General features: G+C 70.8%; 15 protein-coding genes. 7 read left to right on the top strand and 8 right to left on the bottom strand.

Annotation, left to right across the window (positions count from 1 at the left end):
- Nucleotides 1-60: 60 nt before the first annotated feature.
- On the bottom strand, nt 61-741 hold the full coding sequence (locus DY218_RS17675) for a response regulator transcription factor (protein WP_119293831.1): 681 nt from the start codon (nt 739-741) through the stop codon (nt 61-63).
- Nucleotides 738-2,054 carry a sensor histidine kinase gene (locus tag DY218_RS17670; RefSeq protein ID WP_233521664.1) on the bottom strand — a complete coding sequence of 439 codons (1,317 nt, stop codon included), beginning with the start codon at nt 2,052-2,054 and terminating at the stop codon, nt 738-740. Before DY218_RS17670 ends, DY218_RS17675 begins: the two co-directional genes overlap by 4 nt.
- A gap of 292 nt (nt 2,055-2,346) precedes the next feature.
- Here DY218_RS17670 and phoU point away from each other — a divergent pair, with 292 nt between their 5' ends.
- Complete coding sequence (gene phoU / locus DY218_RS17665) at nt 2,347-3,030, top strand: phosphate signaling complex protein PhoU (protein WP_128557016.1); 684 nt, start codon at nt 2,347-2,349, stop codon at nt 3,028-3,030.
- Between the two features lie 159 nt (nt 3,031-3,189).
- Nucleotides 3,190-3,345 carry a hypothetical protein gene (locus DY218_RS34585; protein WP_199566771.1) on the top strand — a complete coding sequence of 52 codons (156 nt, stop codon included), beginning with the start codon at nt 3,190-3,192 and terminating at the stop codon, nt 3,343-3,345.
- Nucleotides 3,346-3,471: 126 nt separating this feature from the next.
- Here DY218_RS34585 and DY218_RS17660 read toward each other — a convergent pair whose 3' ends face one another.
- Nucleotides 3,472-3,954 carry an SgcJ/EcaC family oxidoreductase gene (locus tag DY218_RS17660; RefSeq protein WP_199566770.1) on the bottom strand — a complete coding sequence of 161 codons (483 nt, stop codon included), beginning with the start codon at nt 3,952-3,954 and terminating at the stop codon, nt 3,472-3,474.
- A 134-nt stretch (nt 3,955-4,088) separates the two neighbouring features.
- Between DY218_RS17660 and DY218_RS17655 the strand changes: the two genes are divergently transcribed.
- On the top strand, nt 4,089-5,393 hold the full coding sequence (locus tag DY218_RS17655) for a TerD family protein (protein ID WP_128557015.1): 1,305 nt from the start codon (nt 4,089-4,091) through the stop codon (nt 5,391-5,393).
- Between the two features lie 432 nt (nt 5,394-5,825).
- Here the strand turns inward: DY218_RS17655 and DY218_RS17650 are convergent, their stop codons facing one another.
- Nucleotides 5,826-6,587 (bottom strand): phosphoglyceromutase, encoded by a 762-nt coding sequence (locus DY218_RS17650; RefSeq protein WP_128557014.1) that lies wholly within the window; start codon nt 6,585-6,587, stop codon nt 5,826-5,828.
- 140 nt (nt 6,588-6,727) lie between these two features.
- On the opposite strand from DY218_RS17650, the gene DY218_RS17645 reads away from it, so the two are divergent.
- Complete coding sequence (locus tag DY218_RS17645; protein WP_128557013.1) at nt 6,728-8,008, top strand: MDR family MFS transporter; 1,281 nt, start codon at nt 6,728-6,730, stop codon at nt 8,006-8,008.
- 22 nt (nt 8,009-8,030) lie between these two features.
- On the opposite strand, the gene DY218_RS17640 is transcribed toward DY218_RS17645, so the two are convergent.
- The gene (locus DY218_RS17640; protein WP_128557012.1) at nt 8,031-8,564 is read right to left on the bottom strand and encodes a type III secretion system chaperone family protein; all 534 of its coding nucleotides are present in this window, start codon (nt 8,562-8,564) and stop codon (nt 8,031-8,033) included.
- The gene (mshA, locus tag DY218_RS17635) at nt 8,557-9,927 is read right to left on the bottom strand and encodes a D-inositol-3-phosphate glycosyltransferase (protein ID WP_233521663.1); all 1,371 of its coding nucleotides are present in this window, start codon (nt 9,925-9,927) and stop codon (nt 8,557-8,559) included. Before mshA ends, DY218_RS17640 begins: the two co-directional genes overlap by 8 nt.
- Nucleotides 9,928-10,117: 190 nt before the next feature.
- Here mshA and DY218_RS17630 point away from each other — a divergent pair, with 190 nt between their 5' ends.
- From DY218_RS17630 to DY218_RS17620, 3 genes are all read left to right on the top strand, one after another.
- Nucleotides 10,118-10,903, top strand: a complete 786-nt coding sequence (locus DY218_RS17630; protein ID WP_128557011.1) for a class I SAM-dependent methyltransferase — start codon at nt 10,118-10,120, stop codon at nt 10,901-10,903.
- A 285-nt stretch (nt 10,904-11,188) separates the two neighbouring features.
- A complete protein-coding gene (locus DY218_RS17625) occupies nt 11,189-12,238 on the top strand; it encodes a C40 family peptidase (RefSeq protein ID WP_128557024.1) in 1,050 nt (349 codons plus the stop codon).
- Nucleotides 12,239-12,446: 208 nt separating this feature from the next.
- Complete coding sequence (locus tag DY218_RS17620) at nt 12,447-13,964, top strand: PP2C family protein-serine/threonine phosphatase (protein ID WP_407703644.1); 1,518 nt, start codon at nt 12,447-12,449, stop codon at nt 13,962-13,964.
- A 202-nt stretch (nt 13,965-14,166) separates the two neighbouring features.
- Here DY218_RS17620 and DY218_RS17615 read toward each other — a convergent pair whose 3' ends face one another.
- Together DY218_RS17615 and DY218_RS17610 are read right to left on the bottom strand one after the other, a co-directional pair.
- Nucleotides 14,167-14,496, bottom strand: coding sequence for a DUF2516 family protein (locus DY218_RS17615; protein ID WP_407703643.1), 330 nt, complete (start codon nt 14,494-14,496; stop codon nt 14,167-14,169).
- A gap of 241 nt (nt 14,497-14,737) precedes the next feature.
- Nucleotides 14,738-15,370 (bottom strand): hypothetical protein, encoded by a 633-nt coding sequence (locus DY218_RS17610; RefSeq protein ID WP_128557010.1) that lies wholly within the window; start codon nt 15,368-15,370, stop codon nt 14,738-14,740.
- Nucleotides 15,371-15,381: the final 11 nt, after the last annotated feature.

Below are 15,381 nucleotides of genomic sequence, written 5' to 3'. Positions count from 1 at the left end.
CGCCGAGGGCCCCACCGCCACAAGCGGTGGGGCCCTCGGCCTGTCTCGGCAATGTGCTTTCTACGGCTCGAACTTGTAGCCCAGGCCTCGCACGGTCACCAGGTAGCGCGGTGCGCCCGGGTCCGGCTCGAGCTTGGCGCGCAGGCGCTTCACGTGGACGTCCAGGGTCTTGGTGTCACCCACGTAGTCCGCGCCCCACACACGGTCGATGAGCTGCATCCGGGTCAGTACGCGGCCGGCGTTGCGCAGCAGCATCTCCAGGAGGTCGAACTCCTTGAGGGGCAGGTCGACCTTGGAGCCGGAGACGGTGACCACGTGGCGGTCGACGTCCATCCGGACCGGTCCGGCCTCGAGCGCCGCGGGGGTGACCTCCTCGGGCTCGCCGCGGCGGCGCAGTACGGCGCGGATGCGGGCGACCAGTTCGCGTGAGGAGAAGGGCTTGGTCACGTAGTCGTCGGCTCCTATCTCCAGGCCGACGACCTTGTCGATCTCGCTGTCCTTGGCGGTCACCATGATCACCGGGACGTTGGAACGGCCCCGCAGCTGACGGCAGACCTCGGTGCCCGGCAGGCCGGGGAGCATCAGGTCGAGCAGGACCAGGTCGGCGCCGTTGCGCTCGAACTCGTCGAGCCCGTCGGGCCCGGTGGCGGCTATGGCGACCTCGAACCCTTCCTTGCGGAGCATGTAGGACAGAGCGTCGCTGAAGGATTCCTCGTCCTCGACGACGAGCACTCGGGTCACGGAAGGACCTCCGGGGCAGGAATGGCCTCGCGGGTCTCGCGAGTCATGCGGTTGGTCGAGCGGTCTGCGGGGCGGTCCTCTTCGTTGAGTCCGTCGAGATCCGCGTCCTCGTGGTGGAACGGCTTGCGGTCGCGTGCGGAGCCCGCCTCGGGCAGCCGCAGGGTGAAGGTGGAGCCCTGTCCCTCGGAGCTCCACACGGTGACTTCCCCGCCGTGCGAGGCGGCCACGTGCTTGACGATGGCCAGTCCGAGGCCGGTGCCGCCGGTGGCCCGGGAGCGGGCCGGGTCGACCCGGTAGAAGCGCTCGAAGATGCGCTCCTTGTCCTTGTCCGAGATGCCGATGCCCTGGTCGGTGACGGCCAGTTCGATCAGCTCGCCGCCGGGGGCGGTGACGCGGCGGGCGGCTATGCCGACGCGGGTGCGGGCCGGGCTGTAGTTGACGGCGTTCTCGACCAGGTTGCCGAGTGCGCCGACCAGCTGGCCCCGGTGGCCCCATACGTGGAGGCCGCCGGGGGTGTGCCGTCCGTCGGTCCCGCTGCCGATGTTCGAGGCCATGGTGATCTGCTTGGCGGTGGCCTGGTGGCGGCAGCGGTCCATGGCCTCGGCGACCAGTTCGTCCACGCGTACCGGCTCGGCGTCCTCCAGGGGGTCGTCGTTCTGCACGCGCGAGAGGTCGATCAGCTCCTGGACCAGATTGGTCAGCCGGGTCGCCTCGACCTGCATGCGGCCGGCGAAGCGCTCCACGGCCTCGGGGTCGTCGGCGGCGTCCATGACGGCCTCCGAGAGCAGCGAGAGGGCGCCCACGGGAGTCTTGAGCTCATGGCTGACATTGGCCACGAAGTCACGGCGTACGGCCTCGATGCGGCGAGCCTCCGTGAGGTCCTCGACCAGGAGCAGGACCAGCCGTGAGCCGAGCGGCGCCACGCGCGCGGAGACGGCGAGTGCCTCGCCCCGGCCGGTGCCGCGGCGCGGCAGGTCCAGCTCGACCTGCCGTATCTCGCCGTCCCTGCGGGTGTCGCGCGCCATCTTGAGCATCGGATCGACGGCGAGCTTGCCGCCGCGCACCAGGCCGAGGGCGTACGCGGCGGAGCTGGCCTTGACGACGGCGTCGGCCTCGTCGAGCACGACGGCGGAGGAGCGGAGTACGGAGAGGACCGTGTCCACGCCCGGAGGCAGGACGGGGTCGGTGTGCAGGGAGGTTCGGGTGGGGCGTTTCTGTTCGCGTTCGCTCCAGCGGAACGCCAGCATGGCGATCACCCCGGTGCACACGCCGGCGATCGCAGCCGCTGCGGCGACCGCCGCGTTCACGTCCATGCCTCCAGGTTAGGCACGGGTCCGGGGCAGGCCACAGCCGTCCGCCTGTCATCTCGGACACTCGTCGCCGAGAGTTCACCGGTGGTACGGGGTTGGTTCATTTGGGTGGCCCGGCCGGGAGGCGAAACGGGGCACCCGCGCGCGGGAGGTGCGGTAGGGGACGTTCCGCGTCGCCCAGAGTTCACCTCGACGACAAGGTTGATTCACACCGGGTGCCGGTAACGGTCGCGTTCGGACCGCACCGTGGGAGCGTGGGGAGTCAGAGCCCCGGACGTACGAGAGAGGGACATCCATGCGGGACGCGTACCACGAGGAACTGGACTCGATCGGCGAAGGCCTCGTCGAGATGGCCCGGCTCGTCGGCTCCGCGATCGGGCGCGCCACCACGGCCATGCTCGACGCCGATCTGAAGCTGGCCGAGAGTGTGATCGCCGCCGACCAGAAGGTCGACGATCTGCAGCACGACCTGGAGGCACGGGCGATAGCTCTCCTCGCCCGGCAGCAGCCCGTGGCGACCGATCTGCGCATCGTCGTCACCTCGCTGCGGATGAGTGCCGACCTGGAGCGTTCCGGGGATCTCGCGCAGCACGTCGCGAAGCTGGCCAGGCTCCGCTTCCCCGAGTCGCCGGTGCCGCACGACCTGCATGCCACGCTCCTGGAGATGGGTCAGCTCGCCCAGCGCCTGATGGCCAAGGCTGCGGAGGTCATCATCACCAAGGACATCGATCTGGCCATGCAGCTCGAGCAGGACGACGACGAGATGGACCTGCTGCACCGCACCCTGTTCCAGCACCTGATGGACGACCGCTGGAAGCACGGCATCGAGACGGCGGTCGATGTGACGCTGCTCGGGCGCTACTACGAGCGGTTCGCGGACCATGCGGTCTCGGTCGCGAAGCGGGTGGTGTACCTGGTCACCGGTGAGCACGCGGACGAGATCCAGGCGGGTGGGCCGCAGCCGGTGGAAGGGGCCTGAAGCCGTTTCGGCGGTACGCGGTACGTCGTCGGTCAGGGGCGTGCGGGGCGGCCGAGGGCGGCGGCGAGAGCCTCCGTGCGCCGTTGATGCGCCTCGGAAGCTGGGCATGAACTGGGCGTAGGCAACCGCGCCTTCGCGGCGCCCGACGAGGAGGGTCCCATGGCCGACACCCCCACGCCCGACACCCCACAGGAGTCCGCGTCCACGGCGGAGCCGGCCGAGGCACTGCATCTCCCGCTGATAGGCGCCTGCGGTTGCGGTTCGGGCTGCGGTTGCGGCTGCCAGCAGGGGGCGCCCTGCCAGTGCGGCGGGTGATGCGGACGCGGCTGACGTAGCGGCGACTGACGTACCAGAGGCTGACGTATCAGCAGCTGACGTACCAGCCGCTGCGGAGGCGCCGACCGGATCTGTGGCGGGCAGGTCAGGAGCCGCGGGGGCAGGTCAGAGCTGCTCCGCGCGGAGCGCCTCGCGCAGTTCGCGGGTCAGGTCGTCGGCGGCCTCGGGGTCACCGTGGAAGGCGGCCGGTGTGTTCTGGAACAGCGCGATGCGCCACCGGTCCGCCGCCCCGTCCCGTACGGCGACAAGGGACTGAACGGCGTTCGCAGCGGGCTCGATGTCCGTGCCGCCCGGCGGGACCATGCCTGCGTCGGCCCGGAGCAGGGCGCTGTCCGCCCCCAGTGGGCGGATCTCCCGTACCAGGGCCACATACGCGGCGGGATCGTGGTCGTCGAAGATGCCGGTCAGGTGCTCCTCGATCGCCTCGCGGCCCAGGACCGTACTGCCGTCGAAGCCGATGCTGGTGCCGTCCTCGGTGAAGTGGCCGGCGAATCCGGCGGCGTCGCGCGCGTTCCAGCTCGCGAGCAAGGAGCGGTGCAGTGCCTCCGGGTCCGGCATTGCGACCGTGGAATCGGTGCTTCCGGTCATGGCGCCTCCCTCTGCCACCCACCGTAGTCCCGGCGCCCCGCTCCGGCTGGGCGGTCTCCGGTGCAAGGATGTGCCGGCAGGCGCCCGCAGGGATGGGCGGCCGCCTGGACCTGACGAATCCGGGGGGGGCACTCATGCCAGAGCTCAGCAGAGGCCAGAACGCACCGTTGGACGCGGGGCGCATCACGGCCGAACTGCACCCGCCGAGTGCACCGTTGGACCTCAGTGCCCTGCTCCTCGGCGCGGACGGCAAGGTCAGGTCCGACGCGGACCTGGTCTTCCGCAATCAGCCCGCGGCCGCGGCCGACGCGGTGCATCATCTGGCCGCAGACGCCGCGGGCCCTGAGCGGATCGAGCTCGAACCGAGCGCGCTGCCCGCCGATGTGGAACGGGTGATGCTGGTCGCCGGCTGCGACCCGGGGGACACGAGCCGCACCTTCCGTGACGTACCGGCGATCTCGGTCCGCGTCACGGCGCCGGCGGCCGAGCCCGTACTGTTCAGGCCGCCGCCGTTCACCGCGGGCGAGCGCGCCGTGCTGCTCCTGGAGCTCTACCGGCGGGCCGGCGCCTGGAAGGTGCGCGCCATCGGCCAGGGGTACGCGGAGGGCCTGGCGGGACTCGCCACCGACTTCGGGGTCCATGTCGACGAGCCCACGGCGCCCGCACAGGCCGCCGCGCCCGCCCCTGCCCCCGCCGCCGTCGCACGGCCGAATCTCACGAAGCCGCCGCTCGGTGCCGTGAGTCTGGACAAGGGCAGCCGGGTCGCGATCAGCCTGGACAAGAAGGACCCTGAGCTGGTCGTCACCGCAACCCTCGAGTGGGACGGCGGCAGCGAGCGCCGCCGCAAGGCGGGCGCCGACCTCGATCTGTACGCCCTGTTCGTCCCGGCCGCCGAGGCGCTGCGCGGCCACGTCGCGCCCGGTTCCCTGGTCAAGCGGCACACCCCGCACGGCGACCCCGCGGTACCCGACATCGCGCCGCAGCGCGACGTCCGCCGGCCGGCCAAGGGCGAGGGCTCGAACGCGGTCTACTACCGGAACCTGGGCTCCCTGCAGACCGCTCCGTACATCCGGCTCGACGGCGACGCCCTGGAGCCGGGCGTGGAGACCGTCCGCATCTCCCGTCCCGAGGAGCAGGGCTATGTGCTCTTCTGCGCCTACTCGGCGGTGAGCAACGGCTTCGGTTCGTTCCGCAGCTTCGGGGCCAAGGTGGTGGTCACCGACGGCCGTGGTTCGACGGTCACAGTGCCGCTGTTCGAGAACGCGAAGACCAGGTACTGGGTCGCCATCGCCCTGGTCGACTTCACCGTCCCCGAGGGCGCCTCGATCCAGCACATCGAGGCCTACGGCGGCCGTATGGCAGAACGCCGCCCGGTCCTGCACGTGGACGGGGCCATCGAGCTGAACGCGGGCCCGGCGGAGTTCAAGCGCCCGGGCTGACCCGTCCGTTCCGTCCCTGGCCGACGGAGTGGGCACCCCGACTGGGCTGCCGTCGGGCGCCGTTCGCGCCGGTACAGACGCGACGTAACGCTCGATGTGATGCGGGTCACATCGAGCGGCTGTCACTTCCCGTGCGGGTCGCTTGTCCCATGGTCGTCACCGGCACCGAAGCCGGTGCCCGACCCAGGGAGATCGAGATGAGCAACGAACACCGCATTGTCGTGCTCGGCGCCGGCTACACGGGCATCCCGACAAGCTCAGCGGCCTGACACCCGAGAACGGATTGGCGGGGCCCTAGACGGATTGGCACCGCCCCAGACGGAGACGCCCCTACGCCCCCCTAGGTCCCCGGTTCCGGAGCGTGACCGGCGCACGAAAACGCCTCCCGCCCGCGCCCTGTGCGCAGACGGGAGGCATGATCGATCGCGAAGGCTACTTCTTCTTGCCCTGGTTCTTGACCGCCTCGATGGCCGCCGCTGCGGCGTCCGGGTCGAGGTAGGTGCCGCCCGGGTTGACGGGCTTGAAGTCGGCGTCGAGCTCGTAGGCGAGCGGGATGCCGGTCGGGATGTTCAGGCCCGCGATGTCCTCGTCGGAGATGCCGTCGAGGTGCTTGACCAGGGCGCGCAGCGAGTTGCCGTGCGCGGCGACCAGGACCGTACGGCCCGCGAGCAGGTCCGGGACGATGCCGTCGTACCAGTACGGCAGCATGCGCGTGACGACGTCCTTGAGGCACTCGGTGCGCGGGCGCAGCTCCGGCGGGATGTCCGCGTAGCGCGGGTCGTCGCTCTGCGAGAACTCCGCGCCGTCCTCGAGCGGCGGCGGCGGGGTGTCGTACGAGCGGCGCCACAGCATGAACTGCTCCTCGCCGAACTCCGCGAGGGTCTGTGCCTTGTCCTTGCCCTGCAGAGCGCCGTAGTGACGCTCGTTCAGGCGCCAGGAGCGATTGACCGGGATCCAGTGGCGGTCGGCGGCCTCGAGGGACAGCTGCGCGGTGCGGATCGCGCGCTTCTGGAGCGAGGTGTGCACGACATCGGGCAGCAGGCCCGCGTCCGCGAGGAGTTCGCCGCCGCGGACCGCCTCCTTCTCGCCCTTCTCGTTGAGATTGACGTCCACCCAGCCGGTGAACAGGTTCTTCGCGTTCCACTCGCTCTCGCCGTGGCGGAGGAGGATCAGCTTGTACGGTGCGTCGGCCATACGTCCGAGCCTAATGGAAATCCCTTGGTGCGCCGCGCCGAGTGACCGTAAGCTGCGCGGGTCCGAATCACCTGTTACGCGCGCGTGCCGCTGTCGCGTGACCAGGCCTGTTCCGTCCGCCGGCTTCCGGGAGAACACAGTTGTCCGTCGCATCTCTCAGACGAGCCACGAGAGAGAGCGTCTCGGGATTGCCCCGGGAGTTCTGGTGGCTGTGGGCGAGCACCCTCGTCAACCGCCTCGGCGCCTTCGTCGCCACCTTCATGGCGCTGTACCTGACCGTCGACCGTGGCTACTCGGCCTCGTACGCGGGTCTGGTGGCGGCCTTGCACGGCCTCGGCGGGGTGGTCTCCTCCGTCGGCGCCGGTGTGCTCACCGACCGGCTCGGACGGCGCCCGACCATGCTGATCGCCCAGGTGTCCACGGCCCTGTCCGTGGCGCTCCTCGGCTTCATGACGGAGCCGCTGTCGATCGCCGCCGTGGCCTTCCTGGTGGGCATGGCCTCCAACGCCTCGCGTCCCGCGGTGCAGGCGATGATGGCGGACATCGTCAGGCCCGAGGACCGGGTCCGGGCATTCGCGCTCAACTACTGGGCGATCAACCTCGGGTTCGCGCTGTCCTCGGTCGGCGCCGGCTTCGTCGCCGAGTACAGCTATCTGGCGGGCTTCCTGGGTGAGGCCGTACTCACCCTGATCTGCGCGGTGCTGGTCTTCCTGAAGCTGCCGGAATCCCGGCCGGCGCGGACGGGCGGGGCGGACGACGGCCCGGACGAACCGCCGGTCGGTCTGGGCACGGTCCTCAAGGACGGCCGTTTCATGGGCGTCGTCGGCCTGTCGTTCCTGATCTCTCTGATCTTCATGCAGGCCCATGTGGGTCTGCCGGTGGCGATGGGTCACGCGGGCTTCTCGTCCTCGGACTTCGGTCTCGCGATGGCCGTCAACGGCCTGCTGATCGTGGCCCTGCAGATCCCGGTGACCCGGTTCATCGAACACCGCGACCCGCAGAAGCTGCTGATCATCTCCGCACTGCTCGCGGGCTACGGCTTCGGGCTCACCGCCTTCGCCGGCTCGGTCGCGGTCTACGCCCTGACGGTGGTCGTCTGGACACTGGCCGAGATCGTCAACGCCCCCACCCAGATGGGCCTCGTGGTCCGCCTCTCGCCGCTGCACGGCCGCGGGCGCTACCAGGGCGTCTACTCGCTCTCCTGGGCGGTGGCGGCCCTCGCGGCACCCCTGCTCGCCGGTACGGTCATCGACCGCTTCGGCGCCGACTGGCTCTGGGCCGGCTGCGCGGCCCTCGGATCCCTGGCCGCCCTCGGCTACTGGCTGCTGATGCGGGGATTGCCGGAGCCGGTGGCGCCGGTGCGGCCGCCCCGGGAGCCGCAGGAACCGGCCGATGCCGATGCGGTGGAGCGGGCCGCCTGATCGCCGGCCACGGGAGCTGCTGCTACCGCTGCCGAGGCTCCGTGAGGTGGCTGAACGCATCCAGATTGCGGGTGGATTCGCCGCGGGAGACGCGCCATTCGTACTCGCGGCGGATCGCGGAGGCGAAGCCGAGCTCCAGGAGGGTGTTGAAGGCGCCGTCGGCGGCCTCCAGGACGGAGCCGAGCAGGCGGTCGACCTCGTCGGGTGCGACGGCGGCCAGCGGCAGTTTGCCGGCCAGGTAGATGTCGCCGAGGGGGTCGATGGCGTAACTGACGCCGTAGAGCTTGAGGTTGCGCTCCAGGAGCCAGCGGTGGACGCCCTCGGCGTTCTCGTCGGGGTGCCTGATCACGAAGGCGTTCACCGACAGGGAGTGGCGGCCGACGAGCAGCGAGACCGTGGTGGACAGCTTGCGGGTGCCGGGGAGTTTCGCGACGTAGGAGCCGGGCTCCGGGCTCTCCCACTCGACGTCTGCGTCGGTGAGTGCCGCTTCCACGGTTCTGCGGGCCGCGTTCTCGAGGTCCGTCGTGCCCCGTGCGTCCGCCGCTGTCTCAGCCATGCTGCGAGCGTACGCGACGGAGCCGGCCCGTCCTGGCGGCCGCGAACTCGTGCATCGCCGCCGTGTAGACGTCGGCCGTGGCCGAGGCCGCGGTGCCCCAGCCGAAGGACTGCGCGTGCCGGGCCGCGGCCTCGCCCATCCGGTCGGTGAGGTGCTCGTCGTCGGCGAAACGCTCCAGCACGCGCGCGTAGGAAGCCGGTTCGTGGCCCTCCACGAGGAACCCGCTTGCGCCGTCCCGTACGGCCACCGGCAGACCGCCGACCGAGGCGGCGAGCACCGGCGTGCCGGCCGCCTGCGCCTCTATCGCGACAAGGCCGAACGATTCGTTGTACGAAGGCATCACGAGGACGGACGCGGCGCGGAACCAGTCCGCGAGCTGCGCCTGGCCGACCGGCGGCCGGAACTGCACGACATCGGCGATACCGAGGCGTGCGGCGAGCTTCTGCAGGCCCTCCGGCTTGGCGAGCCCGCTGCCGCTCGGCCCGCCCACGACGGGGACGACGAGTCGCTTGCGCAGCTCGGGCCGGTGGCCGAGCAGCTCCGCCACGGCGCGCAGCAGGACGTCGGGGGCCTTGAGCGGCTGGATGCGGCCGGCGAACAGCGGGATGACGGCGTCCTGCGGCAGTCCGAGCCGCTGCCGGGCGGCTCGGCGGCCGTCGGCGGGGCGGAACAGGTCGAGATTGACGCCGGGGTGCACGACGGCGACCTTCGACGGGTCGGCCGCGTAGTGGCGTACGAGCTCGTCGGCCTCCTCGTCGGTGTTCGCGACGAGTCGGTTCGCGGCGTCGACGATCTGTGTCTCGCCGATCACGCGCGCGGCCGGTTCGGGAGTGTCGCCCTCGGCGAGTGCGGCGTTCTTGACCTTGGCCATGGTGTGCATGGCGTGCACCAGGGGGACGCCCCAGCGGTCGGCGGCGAGCCAGCCGACATGGCCGCTCAGCCAGTAGTGCGAGTGGACCAGGTCGTAATGGCCGGGGCGGTGCCCTGCCCACGCCTGCATGACGCCGTGCGTGAAGGCGCACAGCTGGGCCGGGAGCTCCTCCTTGGCGAGGCCCTCATAGGGACCGGCGTCGATGTGCCGGACCAGCACCCCCGGAGCGAGCTCCACGCGCGCGGGGAGGCCGCCCGTGGTCGCACGCGTGAAGATCTCGACCTCGATGTCGATCGCGGCGAGCCGCTTGGCCAGCTCGACGATGTAGACGTTCATCCCGCCCGCGTCGCCGGTGCCCGGCTGGTGCAGCGGGGAGGTGTGCACACTGAGCATGGCGACCCGGCGTGGCCTTCGGTGGCCGCCCGGAATGCGGAGCCGTGAGGGTGTGCTGACGCCGAGACGTTCGCCGAGCCCGGTCCCGTACTGGCCCACGTGGCGGTCCTCCTTGCGGACGTGAGGCACTCTTCAAGGCGGGAACACCGGAGCCCGCCGCTCCATTTCCGCTTTGCCAAATCATTGCCTTTTCTTGTCAACCATTCCGGCCCCACTGAGGACGCACGCCTGACGGGCGGCACCCCGGCCGGCTGCGGATCGGCCTCGGACCGCCCGGATACTGGGACGCATGGCCCGCACCCGTCCGGTAGGGACCGTCACGCGCGGGACCACCAACCCCAATCGCCTGCGCCGCATGGACCGCTGGATCGCAGCCGTCCACGGCTCGGCGCTGCACCGGGCCGGCGACCCGCTCGCGGTCGATCTCGGCTACGGCGCCGCCCCGTGGACGGCGGTGGAGCTCCTGCACCGGCTGCGGGGCACCGCCCCCGCGGTCGAGGTCGTCGGCCTGGAGATCGACCCCGCCCGGGTCGAGGCGGCCCAGCCGTACGCGACCGAAGGGCTGGCCTTCCGGCACGGGGGCTTCGAGGTGCCGACGGAACGCCGGCCGCTGCTGATCCGCGCCGCGAACGTGCTGCGCCAGTACGACGAGGAGCAGGTCGCCGGCGTCTGGGAACGGCTGCGCGGGCGGCTCGCGCCCGGCGGACTCCTGGTCGAGGGGACCTGCGACGAGATCGGGCGGCGGCACGTCTGGGTGGCACTCGGGCCGGAGGGCCCGCGCACGGTGACCTTCGCGACCCGGCTCGGCTCGCTCGAGCGCCCCTCCGACCTCGCCGAACGGCTGCCGAAGGCGCTGATCCACCGCAACGTGCCGGGCGAGCCGGTGCATGCGTTCCTGCGCGATTTCGACCGGGCCTGGGCCGGTGCGGCGCCGTACGCGGCGTACGGGGCGCGGCAGCGCTGGGTGCGGGCGGTGACGGAACTGGCCGCCGACTGGCCGGTGGTGGACCGGAGTTCGCGGTGGCGGCAGGGGGAAGTCACGGTGGCGTGGGCGGCGTTGGCGCCCCGAGGTTGACGCTTCGTCGGCGCCGGGTTGACGCCCGTCACCCCGTGAATGCGGCCCGACGGCATCCCATGAGCCACGCCCGCCCCGTACTTCACGTAACCCACACGAGTGGCAGCCCGAAAGCGGGGAACGTCTGTCCGGGGTCGTACGTCAGAAGTGGCGGACGGGGGTTCGGAGCCGTGTGCCGGTCTGTCGATTTGGACCGGAGCGTGGCACCATCCCGGGGAATGACGGATGTTACTGACGCGACATCAGTTTTAGGGGGACAGCGTGATCGGCAGGCGTTCATCGACCATGACGGCCGCCGCGCTCCTGTGCGCGGCGACGGTACTGGCCGCGTCCGGCCCGGTCTCGGCCGACCCCCGGGGCAGACCTGTCGCCGAGCCGGAGCCGCGGACTCCGGCCACTCCCAAGACACTTGAGGAAGTCCACAAAGAGGTCGAGCGGCTCTACCACCAGGCGGCCGTGGCCACCGACGCGTACAACTTGGCGGAGGAGAAGGCCGACAAGCAGTCGGCCGAGATCGTCCGCCTCGCCAAGGACCTGGAGAAGGGCCGCAAGAAGCTCAGCAGCCTGAAGCAGCGCGCCGGGGCCGCGGCCCGCGCGCAGTATCGGGGCGGCGGGATGCCGCCGCAGGCGCAGTTGATGCTCAGCGACGATCCACAGCAGTTCATGGAGAGCGCGGGCCGGCTGCGCCAGGGCCAGAAGGCCACCAAGGGCCTGATGGGCGAACTGACCAGGACCCAGGAGGATCTGGAGTCCTACGCCAAGAGCGCGACCGCACAGTGGAAGAAGCTCGAGAAGAACCGCAAGAAGAAGGCCACCGCCAAGAAGCGCATCAAGGAACGGATCGCGGCGGCCGAGAAGCTCGAGGAGAAGCTGGCGAAGGACGAGCGCAAGCGGCTCCGCGAGATGGAGGAGGCCGCGCAGCTCGAGGCGCAGACCGCCTGGCTCGACTCGGGCATCCTCAAGGAGATCGACGGCCGGGCGACCGCCGCGGGCAAGAAGGCCATCGAGTACGCCACGGGACAGATCGGCAAGCCGTACGTCTGGGGCGCAGAGGGTCCGGACTCGTTCGACTGCTCCGGGCTCACCTCTCAGGCCTGGGTGGCCGGAGGGCGCGTGATCCCGCGGACCTCCCAGGAGCAGTGGAAGCAGCTGCCCCGTATCGACATCAAGGACATGCGCCCGGGCGACCTGATCATCTATCAGAAGGACGCCAGCCACGTCGGGCTCTACATAGGAGAGGGCGCCATGGTGCACGCTCCGCGCCCCGGCCGTGACGTGACGATGGCGGGAGCGGGCTCGATGCCGATCCTGGGCGTGGTCCGGCCGGACAAATAGGTCGTACGGGGCCGGAGTGATCGCGGGCCGGGCGTCGACCGACCACCGCGTGGCCCGTGTCACGTGACCTGCCCCACCCGGACAACCTGCGCGGCGTGATGTTCGTCATCCCTGGCAGGGGCCCGCAGTGGCCAATTGCGGTACGGGATGCGGCATATGACACCGGCTCTTCTGGGCGCGCCATTCCCTACCGGCGGCGGCTACCGCTATGGTCCCCGTCGGGTGGAGCGTCGAACGTCGTTCCACCGTGCCCTCGGGGGGAGGGAAGGACCAGCCGATGCCCGTACCCATACCGCGGCAGAGAGCGATCCCGGCCGCGGAAGGTGGTCAGGCTCAATCCGTGCCCGCATCGCCGCCGGGTGCCGAGACCAGCACCACAGGCGACGGAACCGCAAGAAGCACACCGAGCACGACAAGCACGACAAGCACGACAAGCACGACAAAAACTGAGGACAACGGGAGCACCGACAGCGCGACGAGCACCACCACAAGCAGCACAAGTACCGGACTGACCCTGCTGGTCATCGAGGACGACCCGGCCGAGGCACTGCGCGTGCCCGAGCTGCTCGACACCGCGGGCAAGCCGATCCGTATCCGCACCGCACGCAACCTCACCGAGGCCGAGCGGCTGCTCACGGACGACGTGCACTGCATCATTCTCGATCTGGCCCTGCCCGCACCGGGCGGTGCGGGCGGCAGCAGCCGTACGGCGGCGGCCAAAGCTCCGGGCGCCGAGGCCGACGACGACCGGGACGAGCTGGAGACGCTCCGGCACGTGCTGCGCCTGGCGCCACGGCACGCCGTCCTGGCGCTCACCGCTTCCGGTGACGTGGAGCGGGCCGCCGAGGCCGTACGTGTGGGCGCGCAGGACTACCTGTTCCGAGAGGAGCTGGACGCCCGTCTCCTGAGCCGCGCGATCCGGTACGCCGTGGAACGCAAGCGCGCGGACATGGCCCAGCGCCAGCTCACCGAGTCCCGGCTGCGCGCGCAGGAGAACGCCCGCCTGGAACGCGGTCTGCTGCCCACGCCGCTGCTCGAGGGTTCGCCGCTGCGGTTCGCCGCGCGCTACCGGCCAGGACGCTCCCGGGCGCTGCTCGGCGGCGACTTCTACGACACGGTGCGCACCCCGGACGGCACCGTGCACGCCATGATCGGCGACGTCTGCGGGCACGGCCCGGACGAGGCTGCGCTCGGCGTGGAGCTACGGATCGCCTGGCGGGCCCTGACCTTCGCGGGCCTGTGCGGCGACGAACTGCTGTCCACACTGCAGCAGGTCCTCGAGCACGAGCGGCCGGACGACGAGATATTCGCGACCCTGTGCACCGTCGACATCTCCCCCGACGGACGCCGCGCGGGCCTGTGCCTGGCGGGCCACCCCTCACCGCTGATCGCCCGCGCCGGCCGGCGGGCCGAGCTCCTGCCGTACGAGAACGGCGGCCCGGCCCTCGGACTGCTGCCGAACGCCCGCTGGCCGCGCCAGCAGGTCGAGCTCGGCGGCGCCTGGAATCTGATGCTGTACACCGACGGCCTGATCGAGGGCCGTATCGGCCGGGGGAATCAGCGCCTCGGCCAGGACGGCATGGTCGCCATGGTCCGCCGTCAGCTGGCCGAGGGCCTGCGCGGGGACGATCTGCTCGAAGCGGCGGTGAACGAGGTCCGCGACCTCAACGGCGGCGAGCTCACCGACGACGTCGCCGTACTCCTCCTCGACCGGAACGGCCGCTGATCCGGCCGGGCCGGCCGGGGATCCCGGTGGCCCATCGCCGCCGGAATCCTTCCCGAGAAACGCCGAGCGGCCCGGCAGAACCGGGCCGCGGGCGGGGTATTCGAAAGCTGATCTTCTAGGGTTCGAATGCTCATCTTCTAAGGTTCGAATGCTTGTCTTCTAGGGCCGGCCTGCAAGCGCTGGTGCGCAAGCGTCGAGGGAGTCAACGGCCGCCGTTGTACGGACCGTACGGGCCGTCGCTGCTGCTGCCGCCACCTCGGCGGGGGCCTCCGGAGACCTCCTTGAGTGCCGGGCGCACGTCCACCATGAAGACGATGGTGGCGATGAGCCCGATGATCTGCAGGAAGATCATCGGCACGACCAGATTCACCAGCACCGTGATGCCGAGGATGATCAGCCAGAAGTTCTTGTTCTGCTTGTTCGCCGCCAAGTAGGCGTCCGGGCGGGCGAGTGCCGCCATCACCAGGGCCACCACTGCCAGCACCAGAATGGCGAGGAAGATCAGCGACATGAGGCTGCTGAAACCGGTCATCAACACGGTACCCACCACCTGATTTCTCTACGTCGTCGGGCGTCTTCGCCACGTGTGCACCACGTGTGCGCTGCTACTGCGCCACGTCTCGGCGCAGGTCTCGATACACGTCTCTACGCCGTCACCGTACCCGTACAACGCCCCACGCACGCCGATGGTGCCCGAGCCCGACACGGGGCCGGTGGCAAGGGCTCCGGCCCGGCGGCCGCCCGGCGTCACCGCCGCACGGCCGCCGCGGGAATCACTTTCCGGCCGGCGGAGTGCTCTTCTTCGCCGTGGTCTTCTTGGCCGCCGGCTTCTTCGCCGGGGCCTTCTTCGCAGGTGCGGCCGGCGCCTCCGCCTTCTTCACGGGCGCCTCGGCCTTCGCAGCCGGCTTCGACTCCGCGGCCGGCGCCGCCTTCGGCGAAGGCACCTGCTTCGGCTCGGGCTCGACCACCACGGCCGCCTCGGCGATCTCGTCCGCCGCCTCGCCACGCCAGGTCCGTACGGTCTGCTCGCCGTGCTCGGCGACCTTCTCGTACGTCTCACGGGCCTTGATCACGTACTCGGCGGCGACTCCGACGCCGCGCAGGGCCAGGTCCTGGGCGGTCTCACCGAGCTTGCGCAGGTCGGTGTCGAAGCTGCCGAACACCTCGTTCACCCGGTTCTGCAGCTGCTCCTGCGCCTCCTTGGCGCGGGCCGCGGCCTTCTCCTGGACGTCCTTGGGGTCGGTCTGACGCACCGCGTCGATCCGCGCGGGCGCCTCGGCCTGGATCTTCTCGATCAGCTCCGGCACCCGGCGGGCCTGCTGCACCGCGAGGTCGGCGGTGCCGGCCGCGAAGTACAGCGGGGTCGGGTCGCTGAGCGTCTTGCGGATGTCTTCCTTGATGGCCATGGCAGTGTTCC

It is taken from the genome of Streptomyces triticagri (assembly GCF_003429565.1).
In the GTDB taxonomy this organism is placed as follows: domain Bacteria; phylum Actinomycetota; class Actinomycetes; order Streptomycetales; family Streptomycetaceae; genus Streptomyces; species Streptomyces triticagri.
This window is presented reverse-complemented; position numbering and strand designations above follow the sequence as displayed.

Coding starts and splice junctions, on each gene's coding strand:
- DY218_RS17625 (WP_128557024.1), top strand. CDS start 11,189: ATGACGGCCGCCGCGCTCCTGTGCGCGGCGACGGTACTGGCCGCGTCC.
- DY218_RS17615 (WP_407703643.1), bottom strand. CDS start 14,496: ATGACCGGTTTCAGCAGCCTCATGTCGCTGATCTTCCTCGCCATTCTG.
- DY218_RS17670 (WP_233521664.1), bottom strand. CDS start 2,054: ATGGACGTGAACGCGGCGGTCGCCGCAGCGGCTGCGATCGCCGGCGTG.
- DY218_RS17620 (WP_407703644.1), top strand. CDS start 12,447: ATGGTCCCCGTCGGGTGGAGCGTCGAACGTCGTTCCACCGTGCCCTCG.
- DY218_RS34585 (WP_199566771.1), top strand. CDS start 3,190: ATGGCCGACACCCCCACGCCCGACACCCCACAGGAGTCCGCGTCCACG.
- DY218_RS17655 (WP_128557015.1), top strand. CDS start 4,089: ATGCCAGAGCTCAGCAGAGGCCAGAACGCACCGTTGGACGCGGGGCGC.
- DY218_RS17610 (WP_128557010.1), bottom strand. CDS start 15,370: ATGGCCATCAAGGAAGACATCCGCAAGACGCTCAGCGACCCGACCCCG.
- DY218_RS17640 (WP_128557012.1), bottom strand. CDS start 8,564: ATGGCTGAGACAGCGGCGGACGCACGGGGCACGACGGACCTCGAGAAC.
- DY218_RS17660 (WP_199566770.1), bottom strand. CDS start 3,954: ATGACCGGAAGCACCGATTCCACGGTCGCAATGCCGGACCCGGAGGCA.
- DY218_RS17650 (WP_128557014.1), bottom strand. CDS start 6,587: ATGGCCGACGCACCGTACAAGCTGATCCTCCTCCGCCACGGCGAGAGC.
- DY218_RS17630 (WP_128557011.1), top strand. CDS start 10,118: ATGGCCCGCACCCGTCCGGTAGGGACCGTCACGCGCGGGACCACCAAC.
- phoU (WP_128557016.1), top strand. CDS start 2,347: ATGCGGGACGCGTACCACGAGGAACTGGACTCGATCGGCGAAGGCCTC.